We start from the raw sequence: 12,632 nt of genomic DNA, 5'->3' as shown, positions 1-12,632 counted from the left end.
CAGATGCATTTTTACTCTCATCTCCTTCATTCCTAACTTCTTTAAAGATTAGCTTATAGCAGTAAAAGTTTATTAATTCAGCTATTGCAACTCAATAAATCTTGGTTCTATAGTATACGTAGTGGTTTTAACCATTGCCCGTACGGCTTCTGCAATGCCTTGCGCATCATATCCGCATTCTTTGTGCAATTCTTTTGGAGTGCCATGTTCTACAATCCGGTCCGGTATTCCAAGTATTTTCACGTCTGCTTTATACCCGTGCATAGTCATAAATTCCAGTATTGCACTACCAAAGCCGCCCACCACTGTACCGTCTTCTACAGTTACAATTTTATCAAACTTTGAAAATATTTCGTGCAGCAGTTCTTCATCAAGCGGTTTTGCAAACCTCATATCGTAGTGGGCCGGGTTCAATCCCTGGGTTTTTAGTTCCCGGATAGCGGCAGTTGCAAAATTTCCGGGATGTCCCAAACTAACAATAGCTACATCTTCTCCGTCTTTTAACTTTCTGCCTTTACCTATAGTTATTTCTTCAAATGGCGTTTTCCAGTTTATTAATACGCCTTCGCCACGTGGGTATCGAATAACAAATGGGAGTTGATTGCTTTCGAGTTGTGCAGTATACATTAGGTTGCGCAACTCAGATTCGTTCATAGGAGCGCTAATTACCATGTTAGGAATGCAACGCAAATAAGCGATATCATATGCGCCGTGATGTGTTGGCCCGTCTTCACCGACAAGGCCAGCCCTGTCGAGACACATGATAACCGGTAATTTTTGAATAGCGACATCATGTACCACCTGGTCAAATGCCCGTTGCATAAACGACGAATAAATATTGCAGAAAACACGTAACCCCTGTGTGGCTAACCCTGCGCTTAATGTTACAGCATGCTGTTCACATATGCCTACGTCAAAAGAACGGTCCGGCATTTTATTCATCATGAATTTCAAGGAAGACCCGCTGGGCATTGCCGGGGTTACACCCATTATTTTGTCATTTTGTTCTGCGAGTTCAATTATACTAAGACCAAATACGTCCTGGTATTTTGGTGGCTGTGGTGAATCAAATTTCTTTTTTACAATTTCTCCGGTTATTTTATCAAATAATCCCGGCGCATGCCATTTAGTTTGGTCTTTTTCGGCAAGAGAATAACCTTTTCCTTTTTTTGTAATGATGTGTAAAATCTTCGGCCCCGGAATTTCTCTTAAATCCTTCAGCGTATCAACCAGCTTTATAATATTATGGCCGTCTATAGGTCCAAAATACCTTAGTTTCAATGATTCAAATAAGTTAGCACTACTGCTCATCATACCTTTCAGGCTTTCAGCAACCTTGTGAGCCATAGAGCGGGTAAAGCCCTTTCCCACCGGTAATTTCCCCAGTGCTTTCCATACGTCATCTTTAAATTTATTGTAAGTAGGAGATAGGGTTATGTCGGTAAGATATTCTTTCAGAGCACCTACATTTGGGTCTATGCTCATACAGTTATCGTTCAAAATAATCAAAACATCACTGTCCGCTACTCCTGCATGATTCATAGCTTCAAAAGCCATTCCTGCCGTCATAGCTCCATCGCCAATTATAGCAACTGATTTTCGGTCAGTTTCCCCTTTATACTTTGCGGCCATTGCCATACCCAGGGCCGCAGATATAGAAGTGGAGGAATGTCCAACGCCAAAAGTATCGTACTCACTCTCGCCGCGTTTTGGAAACCCACTAAGACCATGATACTTGCGGTTGGTGTAAAAATTGTCGCGCCGGCCAGTTAATATTTTATGTCCGTATGCCTGGTGGCCTACATCCCACACCAATTGATCATAGGGTGTATTATATATATAATGCAAAGCAACTGTAAGCTCAACCACCCCGAGACTGGCGGCAAAATGGCCACCATGAACACTTACGATATCAATAATATACTGCCTTAATTCATCGCATACCTTGTGCAGTTGTTCGCGGCTTAGATTTTTGAGATCAGCCGGACTGTTAATCGCTTTCAACAACTCTCCCGGGGAAATTTCCATCCTGTTCTTTTTTGTAAAATTAAGGGATTAATATAAGTTACTTTTATAACAATCTTAACTATAACAATTTTTGCTGATAGAAAGTTTTAACAAAAAACTTATATTTATAAAACCAATCAAACGCTTTTTTAACCACTAATCAAATGCCGTTGTATATAAACTTATATTTATCTACTTTTATTGTATGAATAAAACTATATCTAAATACTGGCTTTGTCAGATTGGCGGGTGGAGTACTTATATTATTGTTTACACTTTTTTCTACATTACCCTTCGTACCAAAGAACAACCTGATTTTTTTAAAGTTCTTTTTCTTGATGCAATCATTGGCATAATCATCACACATCTCATGCGGGCCTTCATTAATCGTGCAGGCATTTTGAAGAAAAGGTTGGATAACCAGATTACCAGTATGTTTTTGATTACCGTCGGTGCTTCATTTTTGTTTGCTTTTGCCAGCATTTACCTCGAAGATGCCCTCAATTTTACAAGCGATGCTTTTCGCCAATATAGTTTAATTAATAAAACATTACGAGCATCTTTTGGTAGTTTTCTTTTTCTCATTATCTGGAACCTGATTTATTTTACCTATCACTACATCATGAAGAGCCAGCAGGAGCAAATTGATAAGGTGAAATTGCAAAGCCTGGTGAAGGAACTCGAACTAAAAACTATTAAAGCTCATATAAACCCCCATTTTATTTTTAACGCGCTCAACAGTATCCGCGCGCTGGTAGATGAAAATCCTGAAAGAGCCCGCAAGGCTATTACTGAGCTAAGCAATCTTTTAAGAAGCAGCATGCAGGCGGAAAAGGTCGAAACTACTCCATTATCAAAAGAACTTAATATTGTTCGTGATTATCTCGCTTTAGAGCACATTCGTTTTGAAGACAGGCTTAATATTGAATTTAGCATTGCTGAAAACACGCTAAATCAGCCGGTACCCCCAATGATGTTACAGACTCTTGTAGAAAATGCAATAAAACATGGTATAAGTAAGAAAATGGAAGGTGGTGTTATAAAAATTATTTCCGACTTCAAAGACCAACACCACGAGTTGATAGTTAAGAATACCGGCCATATCAACGGAGATTTTAATCCGGAAGGTTTTGGCCTTTATAGCACACAGAGCCGTTTGATGTTGTTGTATGGTGAAAAAGCTCATTTTGAGATTAAAAATACCAGCGAGGATATGGTTCAGGCAACTATAACTATGCCTGCAGCCAGCATTTAAATTTCAAGGAACCTTGTATAGTACAAAACATGTTTTACTAACCTTACGCCAAATAAACATATAAATCCTGATAACATGTCTGTCAGAACTATTATCATAGACGACGAAAGATTAGCCCGAAATGAACTTAAAAAATTATTGCAGGAGTTTAATGAGATAGAAGTGATTGATGAAGCTGCAAATGTGCAGGAAGGGATTGAAAAAATCGAAAAACACAATCCTGACCTTATTTTTCTTGATATTCAGATGCCGGGAAAAACCGGCTTTGATCTGCTTGAAGAGCTTGATCGAGCTCCAAAAGTCATATTTACCACTGCGTATGACGAATTTGCCTTAAAAGCCTTTGAAGTAAACGCACTGGATTATTTACTTAAACCAATAGAACCACGTCGGCTTGCAGATGCTATTCAAAAAGTGCAGCAAGACCAAAGTCACGAACCCTCTTCAGGTAGCCTGAATGGTACCGTTACCCGCAGTAGCCTTTTAAACGATGACGACCAGGTATTTGTAAAAGACGGCGAAAGATGCTGGTTTGTAAAGCTGAATGAAATACGCCTGTTTGAAAGCGTAGGTAACTATGCAAAAGTTTTTTTTGGTCCAAACAAACCCTTAATTCTGAAATCGCTTAACTCGCTGGAAGAAAGATTGGATGATAAAGTATTTTTTAGGGCTAATCGTAAGCATATTATTAATATGAGGTGGATAGAGAAAATAGAGCCTTACTTTAATGGTGGTTTGCTGCTTGAATTAAAAGGTGGAGAAAAAATAGAGGTCAGCCGCAGGCAAACTGTTAAGTTCAAAGAAATGATGAGCTTATAATTATCTTTGCCCGCATGAAGAGATATTTCTTGAGTTTGTTATTTACTGCAGTAACAATTATATCCTTTGCTCAGTTTTCTAAAGCTATTATTGATCAAAAAGAAGTAAAAAGAATAGAAACAACTTTATCTGCCGATAGTATGGAGGGCAGAAAAGCTTTTACACAGGGAAGTGAGAAGGCGGCTAATTTTATAAGTAATGAATTTAAAGAAATAGGCCTTGAAAGTTTAAAAGGTACAAAGAGTTATAAACAAACCTTTAGCATATTAAGTCCAAAAGCCATTAGTATTTCTGCATCTTTCAATGGTAAGTATATTGATCCTAAAAGGCTTATTGCATTAACTTGTATGCCTGATCTTACAATTACTCCAACGTCTGGTTTTAGAAAGGTGTATATAAAACAAGCAGCAGAACTTAGTAAACAATACAGCGATTTTATTAAGCTAAAAGAAAACCTGATCGTTTTTATTGATAGCAGTATGACAAAAACCTTCAGTCGTTTATCAGCCAGAAAACAGTTTTTATTTAAGTCTGACAAAAGTATTGTTTTTGTATTAGGTAATTTTACCGGGGATGACTTTGTAATTAAATCTGAGAATGAAATTACAGAAAAGCGGGCAGCAAATGTTGTTGGCGTTTTACCCGGGAAAAGCAGAAAAAATGAGCTAGTAATTTTTTCTGCACATTACGATCATCTTGGCATTGACAAAGCAACAAATAACGATTCGGTTTATAATGGAGCTAATGATGATGCTTCTGGTGTTGCCGCTGTCATCTCATTAGCAAGGTATTATAAAGCAGCAAAGAATAATGAACGAACTTTGATTTTTGCAGCTTTTACAGCCGAAGAATTAGGTGGATATGGCTCTCAATATTTTTCGCAGCAGGTAGATCCGCTAGAGGTGAAAGCAATGTTTAACATTGAAATGATCGGAACTGAAAGCAAGTGGGGCAGCAACTCAGCATATATCACAGGATTTGAAAAATCTGATATGGGAGAAATCCTTCAAAAAAATTTGCAGGGAAGTAATTTTGCTTTCTATCCCGATCCTTATCCTGAACAAGATCTGTTTTATCGCTCTGATAACGCTACACTTGCACGCCTGGGAGTTCCCGCACATACCATATCAACTTCTAAAATGGATAACGAACTCAATTATCATAAGCTAAGCGATGAGGTACAAACGCTTGATTTAAAAAATATGTCTGAAATTATTAAATCTATAGCTATAAGTGCAGTAAGTATTGTTACAGGTAAGGATACACCAACAAGAGTGAAACCTGATCTTTTAGCAAGATAATAATAAATTGTTTTCGACCCGAGCAATAAAACAAGGAGAGTAACGAGAAATAGAAATGTAGCAGCTGCTATTTATGTTACGCAACAGATCGCAAGAAAAGTTTCACAAAGAAAGAACTGTACAAAAAAAGTTTTACCTATGAACTAACTCTCATCATATCATCATAATGGTGAACGTACATTCCTTTTCCATCAGACTTTGCTGCAGCTACCATTGCCCTTGCGACATCTGCAGAATCAATTCCCCTGTATTTTTTCAATTTTCCGGCAAATAACCCTGAAAGACCTTGCATCACACCTTTTCCGATTGATTCGGCCAGGCGAAATTCCTTTCTTTCTCCAAATAAAATACTTGGACGAAAAACGTGGAAGCTATGAAAGTTTACATCTGCAATTTCTCTTTCAAGCTCTCCTTTAAAGCGCAAATAAAAATTCTTGGAATGAGCATCTGCACCAACTGCAGAAACAAGTAAGTATTTTGTAAAACCGGCATCCTTACCCATTTTTGCCGCGTTTAAAGGAATATCGACATCAATTTTGCGATATGCTTTTTTATCCCCCTTCACCTTTTTTTCTGTCGTACCGATACAACAGAAAATGCAATCGCCCTGCCCGAGTTTTCGACGATATTCAGTAAGATTATCAAAATTTACTATTTCGACTTCCAGCTTCGGATGTGATAATTTTACCTGTCTTCTTACAAGTATTCTTACTTTTGAAAAAGCGGGATCATTCAATAATTGTTGTACCAGCTGTTCGCCAATTAGACCGGTGGCACCGACCACTACAGCAGTAAATGATTGCATACCTTTTATTTTTAAGTTCAAAATTATCGTAATGCAAATTCAGGAAAATATTTCACTTAAACCATATAATACCTTTCATATTAATGCCACAGCCCGGTATTTTACGAAATTCTCTTCATTACAAGAACTCGGTGAAGTCTTTGATTTTGATTCGTTACAAAACGAAGTTCCGGTGCTTGTTCTTGGTGGTGGCAGCAACATACTGCTTACGCATGATTACAGAGGATTGGTAGCAATAAACGAAATGCACGGAATCGAAGTATTGTCCCAGGATTCAAAACATGTTTACGTACGGGCAGCAGCTGGAGAAAACTGGCACAAGTTTGTGCTATTTTGTATCGAAAATTACTTTGCAGGAGTTGAAAACCTTAGTTTAATACCTGGAAGTGTAGGAGCAAGTCCTATGCAAAATATAGGTGCGTACGGAGTAGAAATCAAAGACGTATTTTATGAATTGGAAGCATACAACATAAAAGAAAATAAGTTACGAACGTTCTCGGCAAAAGATTGTCGCTTTGGCTACCGGGAGAGTATATTTAAAAGAAAATATAAAGGAAAGTTTGTAATTACCAGTGTTACATTTAAATTGAAAAAGCATCCTGTGTTCAATACCAGTTACGGTGCTATTCAGCAGGAACTTGATAAAATGGGCGTTAAGGATTTGTCTATTGCTGCCATATCAAAAGCTGTTATAAATATTCGTGAAAGCAAACTTCCAGATCCCAACATTACAGGCAATGCTGGAAGCTTTTTTAAAAATCCTACTATACCAAAAGATCAATTTGAAAGGTTACAAGCAGAGTTTCCGGGTATTATTGGTTTTTCTGCAAAACATGACACGGTAAAAGTGGCGGCAGGATGGCTGATAGAACAGTGTGGTTGGAAGGGCTATAGAAAAGGAGATGTGGGATGTCATGAAAAGCAGGCTTTGGTGCTGGTAAATTATGGCAATGCAAATGGTATTGACATTTATGATTTATCAACTCAAATAATGCATAGTGTGGAGAATAAGTTTGGTATAATGCTCGAACGAGAAGTAAATGTAATTTGAAGAATTGTTCGAAATATTTTAATGAAAGAAATGAAACTTTTTTGAAGGAAAAAAGAAGAGTCGAAGAAGTACTTTCATCGTGATTTAATATGATTCTTCTTCTATCATTTTTTAAACATTTCAGGATGTTGCAAATGGTAATTCGTCAACAATTGAAACTTTTTTGCAAAGGCTGTTATAGCGGCTTCACTAAATAATTTTCCACCTATAAATGTAATGCTTGTGGGAGAGCCATCTGGCGAAAATCCTGAGGGCAAAGTAATACACGGATTGCCGGTAAGGCAGGTTAAAGCCATTGGTTCATCAGCCATACTTGGAACGATAATAATATCATATTGCCTTAAAAGAGGAAAAGCTTGTTGCATGACCAGGTAACGCAAACGGCAAACGTTTAAATATTCTACAGCAGGAATAAACCTTGCACTTCTAAACATATTTGGGTAACGGCTTTTCCACTGTTGTGCCATTTTTGCATCTTCTCCGCTACGGGTGAGCGGGTCAAAAGCAGCCGCAGACTCGGCGGCCCATATGGTAACCAGTAAATCATTTGTATGAAGGTTGGCTGGAAAATCAATCGGAGTAATTTTTACTCCTGCATTTTGCAAGGTAGCGATCACATTTTTTTCTGAGCTGTTAGCGGGTAATGTGTCAATGTAATTTTTTGCGTAAGCAACTTTCATATTAAGAAAGTCAGCCGTGCCGGTGTAATTAAAAGGCATTGTTCTCGAGGCTCTGTCGGTACTGTCTGCTCCATGACTATAAGCAAACACAATTGCAGCGTCTTCTGCGCTTCTGCATATAGGGCCAATTCTGTCCGATGTCCATGCTAATGTCATTGCACCCGTTCTGGCTATGCTTCCAAAAGTAGGTCTGAGGCCTGTAGCACCGCAAATAGCCGATGGAGCAACGATAGAACCATAAGTCTCAGTTCCTATTGCAAACGGAACAAGCCCTGCAACCGTTGCGGAAGCAGAACCTGCCGAAGAACCATTTGAGCCCTGTTTAAGGTTCCACGGATTTTTCGTTTGGCCTCCAAACCAGATATCATCCATTGCCAGCTCTCCTAAAGATAATTTGGCAACCAGTACCGCTCCTGCTTTTTCAAGTTGTGTATATACAAATGCATCTTCATTTATTAATTGGTCTTTATAGGGTGTTGTACCAAAAGTAGTTTTAGTCTCTTTTACTGCAAACAGATCTTTTAAACCATAAGGAATTCCTTGCAAGGGACTTTTATATATGCCTCTTGCCAAATCATCATCTGCCTTTTTAGCCTGTTTTAGTGCAATATCTTCTGTCAGGCTTATTACACAATGCAGCGTATCCCCATATTGCTTTAACCGGGAAATAAAAAATTTTGTCAGTTCTGAAGAAGTAATCTTTTTGTGTTTTATAAGGGATGCTAACTGAAGTATAGAATAAAAAGCAAGCTCATTCGTATCTTTTGGCATCGTAACATTTTCAGGAATATTCCAATAAATCTTGTTTTGTTTAGTATTGAAATTCATTTCGGGTAATACGGGGTCAAACCATTGAGGCAGGGGCACACTGTTAGGCAGGTTAAACGAATGAACATACCTGTAATATTGCAGGTATATTTTCAATTGATCAACCATTGAGTCCCTTTTGGCGGGCGTAAAATGCAGATCATACATTTTCTCTGTATTTGCAATTTGCGCTGTTATAATACTATCCTGCGCGTTAATATGATGGTTAAAAAAAAGCAGAAAAGCAAGCGCAATCTTTATTCTTACAACAAATAAATTTGATTTCATAAAAGTGAAATTAATTAAGGCCAAACTGATAATTATAAAATACAAAGGCGTCTACCGCCCTGCGCCAGGTAAAGCCTCCCGGAGTGCCTTTACATCATTTGAGTCAACTGTAGCTTGCAAATATTCGCCTTCCATTTCAGCAAATGTGGGGTGTATAAATTCCATTTTGCTTTTGGATAAACTTTTAACTGAGGAATGAAATTCTGTTGCACCGGTTTTCTCTGCCAAATCTCTTATATTTTCTTTTCTTACCCCACTTCCAGGCATTATAATAATTCTACCTTTTGCAGCTTCTATTAATTGTTTTATGAGTTCTGTTCCTTCTGGTGCTTTTGTTTTTTGAGCGGAAGTAAGTATGCGATTACAACCAGCACTGATTATATCTTCCATAGCTGAAAAAGGATTGCGACACCTGTCAAAAGCGCGGTGAAAAGTAACCTCCATTGGATAAGCTATTGTAGTAATAATACTTGTACGCTCAATATCAATATTTCCATCAGGTAGCAAAAAGCCGGTAACTATACCGGCACAACCTGCCTGCCTGCAGAAAAGAACATCTTTTTGTATAATGTCAAATTCTTCTTCACTATACAAAAAGTCACCGGCACGCGGGCGTATTATTGGGGAAATGGGAATAGTAAAATCTTCCTGGCATTTTTTTATCACGCCATGAGAAGTAGTAACGCCACCTTCAGATAAAGCACTGCAAAGTTCTATGCGGTCTGCGCCTCCTTTTATTGCAGAAGCTGCAGAGAGATAATCATTAACAGCTATTTCTAATATATAATTCAATATTTTGTTTTTTTTATCAATTACTTTTCTAATTGGTTTTTGGACTAGTGGATTTTTTGAAAGGAAGTTTTGACATTCTGTAAGGTAGATGCAAAACTCAGTTAACACAAAGAATAAAAGTATTTCAACATTTTAATACAGCCAATACTATTACTATATTTGTAAGGACTGGTAAATTTTATTTTGATATCGGCTTCTCTAATATTCGGGGAACAGATTTGTGCGAATATTTCAAGGTTTGGTATTAAATGAAGTTTGCCAGTATGAAAATAATGATTTGAAAATGGATTAATCAATCTGTGAAAATTATTTATGGAGTTTGTTGATTACTATAAAATACTAGGTGTAGATAAAAAGGCAAGTGAAAGCGACATTAAAAGTGCTTACCGCAAATTGGCAAGAAAATATCATCCTGATCTAAATCCAAATGATAAGGAAGCTAATAAAAAATTTCAGCAAATAAACGAAGCCAATGAGGTGCTCAGCGACCCTGAAAAGCGTAAGAAATACGATGAATATGGCAGCGACTGGAAACATGCAGAAGAATTTGAAAAAGCCCGCCAGTCACAAAGGCGGCAAACCAGCGACGCGGACGGATACAGTTTTTCAGGATCTGAGTATGGAGGCGATTTTTCAGATTTTTTTTCTTCGATGTTTGGACAGTCAGGAGGAGGGGGGCGCAGCGGCAGACAAGCGAAATTTAGGGGCGAGGATTATAACGCCGAGTTGCATTTGAACCTGGAAGATGCATACACGACGCATAAGCAAACACTAACAGTTAATGGAAAGAATATAAGAATCACCATTCCGGCAGGGGTTGAAAACGGGCAGGTTATTAAATTAAAAGGCCATGGCGGACCAGGCATTAATGGCGGACCGAATGGCGACCTTTATATTACTTTTGTAATTGCAGATCATCCCAGGTTTAAGCGCGCGGGAACTGATGTATATACTACTGTAGAAATAGATCTTTATACAGCCATCTTAGGCGGAGATGTTATGCTTGATACACTATCGGGTAAAATAAAATTGAAAGTAAATCCGGAAACACAAAACGGAACTAAAATAAGATTGAAAGGAAAAGGTTTTCCGGTGTATAAAAGCGAAGGGCATTTTGGTGATTTGTATATTACTTATTCTGTAAAAATTCCCACTAATCTGACCGAGAGGCAAAAAGAACTTTTCAGGGAATTGGCTGCATCTTAAATGTAAAAGTTTTACTTATGCAAACAAATGATTTAATACTTGCTGAAGAATTTTGTTCCCATTACAACGTGGGTCTGTCATTTATAAACTCTCTCAAACAATTTGGATTGATAGAGGTAACTTCAGTAGAAGAAACCTATTATATTCCACAGGCCGAACTTAAAAAATTAGAACAATTAGCAAGGCTTCATTATGATCTTGATATTAATCTTGAGGGCATTGATGCCATTACCCATTTGTTAGGACGTATTAAAGATTTACAGTCGGAAATAACAAGTTTAAAAAACAGGCTGAGCTTGTATGAAAAGGTCTGAGCTTTATAGTCCCTTCATTAACTTTTGCGATTTATTCAAATTGGCTTTTTGCAATGTTTTTTGCGGTAATTTTTTTGCCTGTTGTCCCATACTTTATTCCTTCAAATGGTGTTGTTAGTAAATAACTAAGAAATACCAGTTTCTATTTTTCGCCTTTTTACATAATAGTCTAATTGTTTTGAAGGGTTTGGGGAAGAGTGTGCAATGGCTGAAGTATCTTTAATATTAAAAGTAGTGTATGAAACTGATGTTGGATGTGGATATTAAATCACCTTCAAAAAAAATTACTTATTCAGATAATATTTTTCTCATTGGTTCCTGCTTTACTGATCATATTGGGCGACGTCTGCATGAGCTGAAGTTTAATGTTTTGCAAAATCCCAATGGTATTTTGTTTGATCCTGTAAGTGTTAGTAAAAGTCTTAATTCTTACATTAATTCAAAACAGTATGAACATTCTGATCTTTTTTATTTGAATGAGCTTTGGCAAAGCTGGAATCATCATTCGGTATTCTCAGGAATGGTTGCAGGTGAAGTCTTAAAACGGATTAATGAATGTCAGATAAAGGCGCATGATCATTTGCAAACTTCTGACTGGCTAATAATAACACTCGGTTCTTCATTTTCATATCGGTTGGTTGAAAACAATCGACCTGTAGCTAATTGTCATAGAGCGCCGGGACAATGGTTTACAAAGCATTTATTAGCTACAGAAGAGACAGTAATTTGCCTGGAAGAAAGCATGCAATATTTAAAAAGTTTTAATCCGGCTCTGAAAATTATTTTTACTATCAGCCCGGTGCGTCATATCAGAGATGGAGTTGTTGAAAATAACAGAAGTAAGGCAAGACTGATAGAAGCTGTTCATTGCCTTGTAGATAAGTACGACCACATTCATTATTTTCCGGCTTATGAATTGGTTATTGATGTTTTAAGAGATTACCGCTTTTATGATATTGATCTTGTTCATCCTAATTATGCCGCTACCGAATTTGTGTTTAATAAATTTGAGCAAAGCTTTATCAGTGAAGAGGCGCGGGTTATTATGGAAGAAATCAAGAGAATAAATAATGGTTATAAACATAAACCTTTTCAACCGGAAACAGAGTCTCATAAACTATTTCTACTAAATACCCTGCATGCCGTAAAGCGTTTACAAGAAAGATTGCCTATGCTTGATTTTTCGAAAGAGATAAACTATTTTTCTACGGGAAGTTATTTATAACGCTTAGTTGCAGTATTTCAGGCTAAACCAGTTCCGCTTAAGTGATGTCAGTTAAATATTGGCCGAGTTTCAATTTATTCTA

11 protein-coding genes are annotated in these 12,632 nt (G+C 37.4%); 7 read left to right on the top strand and 4 right to left on the bottom strand.

What is annotated here, in order from left to right:
• Nucleotides 1–81: 81 nt before the first annotated feature.
• Nucleotides 82–2,028, bottom strand: coding sequence for a 1-deoxy-D-xylulose-5-phosphate synthase (dxs, locus tag B154_RS0104005; RefSeq protein ID WP_018612035.1), 1,947 nt, complete (start codon nucleotides 2,026–2,028; stop codon nucleotides 82–84).
• A 184-nt stretch (nucleotides 2,029–2,212) separates the two neighbouring features.
• On the opposite strand from dxs, the gene B154_RS0104000 reads away from it, so the two are divergent.
• The 3 genes from B154_RS0104000 to B154_RS0103990 all read left to right on the top strand — a co-directional run bounded on the left by B154_RS0104000 (nucleotide 2,213) and on the right by B154_RS0103990 (nucleotide 5,382).
• On the top strand, nucleotides 2,213–3,262 hold the full coding sequence (locus B154_RS0104000) for a sensor histidine kinase (RefSeq protein ID WP_018612034.1): 1,050 nt from the start codon (nucleotides 2,213–2,215) through the stop codon (nucleotides 3,260–3,262).
• A gap of 75 nt (nucleotides 3,263–3,337) precedes the next feature.
• Nucleotides 3,338–4,081, top strand: coding sequence for a LytR/AlgR family response regulator transcription factor (locus tag B154_RS0103995; RefSeq protein WP_018612033.1), 744 nt, complete (start codon nucleotides 3,338–3,340; stop codon nucleotides 4,079–4,081).
• A gap of 14 nt (nucleotides 4,082–4,095) precedes the next feature.
• A complete protein-coding gene (locus B154_RS0103990) occupies nucleotides 4,096–5,382 on the top strand; it encodes a M20/M25/M40 family metallo-hydrolase (protein ID WP_018612032.1) in 1,287 nt (428 codons plus the stop codon).
• Nucleotides 5,383–5,518: 136 nt separating this feature from the next.
• On the opposite strand, the gene B154_RS0103985 is transcribed toward B154_RS0103990, so the two are convergent.
• Nucleotides 5,519–6,187, bottom strand: coding sequence for an NAD(P)H-binding protein (locus B154_RS0103985; protein ID WP_018612031.1), 669 nt, complete (start codon nucleotides 6,185–6,187; stop codon nucleotides 5,519–5,521).
• 31 nt (nucleotides 6,188–6,218) lie between these two features.
• Here B154_RS0103985 and murB point away from each other — a divergent pair, with 31 nt between their 5' ends.
• A complete protein-coding gene (gene murB / locus B154_RS0103980) occupies nucleotides 6,219–7,238 on the top strand; it encodes a UDP-N-acetylmuramate dehydrogenase (RefSeq protein WP_018612030.1) in 1,020 nt (339 codons plus the stop codon).
• 104 nt (nucleotides 7,239–7,342) lie between these two features.
• On the opposite strand, the gene B154_RS0103975 is transcribed toward murB, so the two are convergent.
• Together B154_RS0103975 and B154_RS27625 are read right to left on the bottom strand one after the other, a co-directional pair.
• Nucleotides 7,343–9,013, bottom strand: a complete 1,671-nt coding sequence (locus tag B154_RS0103975) for an amidase (RefSeq protein ID WP_018612029.1) — start codon at nucleotides 9,011–9,013, stop codon at nucleotides 7,343–7,345.
• A 51-nt stretch (nucleotides 9,014–9,064) separates the two neighbouring features.
• The gene (locus B154_RS27625) at nucleotides 9,065–9,805 is read right to left on the bottom strand and encodes a copper homeostasis protein CutC (RefSeq protein ID WP_018612028.1); all 741 of its coding nucleotides are present in this window, start codon (nucleotides 9,803–9,805) and stop codon (nucleotides 9,065–9,067) included.
• Nucleotides 9,806–10,117: 312 nt separating this feature from the next.
• Here B154_RS27625 and B154_RS0103965 point away from each other — a divergent pair, with 312 nt between their 5' ends.
• From B154_RS0103965 to B154_RS0103955, 3 genes are all read left to right on the top strand, one after another.
• Nucleotides 10,118–11,011 carry a DnaJ C-terminal domain-containing protein gene (locus tag B154_RS0103965; protein ID WP_018612027.1) on the top strand — a complete coding sequence of 298 codons (894 nt, stop codon included), beginning with the start codon at nucleotides 10,118–10,120 and terminating at the stop codon, nucleotides 11,009–11,011.
• Nucleotides 11,012–11,028: 17 nt separating this feature from the next.
• Nucleotides 11,029–11,325, top strand: a complete 297-nt coding sequence (locus B154_RS0103960; RefSeq protein ID WP_018612026.1) for a chaperone modulator CbpM — start codon at nucleotides 11,029–11,031, stop codon at nucleotides 11,323–11,325.
• 238 nt (nucleotides 11,326–11,563) lie between these two features.
• Nucleotides 11,564–12,550 carry a GSCFA domain-containing protein gene (locus B154_RS0103955; RefSeq protein ID WP_018612025.1) on the top strand — a complete coding sequence of 329 codons (987 nt, stop codon included), beginning with the start codon at nucleotides 11,564–11,566 and terminating at the stop codon, nucleotides 12,548–12,550.
• Nucleotides 12,551–12,632 lie beyond the last annotated feature (82 nt).

It is taken from the genome of Segetibacter koreensis DSM 18137 (genome assembly GCF_000374045.1).
GTDB classification, from domain to species: Bacteria; Bacteroidota; Bacteroidia; order Chitinophagales; family Chitinophagaceae; genus Segetibacter; species Segetibacter koreensis.
The sequence above is the reverse complement of the archived record's forward strand: the minus strand, read 5'-3'. Positions and strand labels throughout refer to the sequence as shown.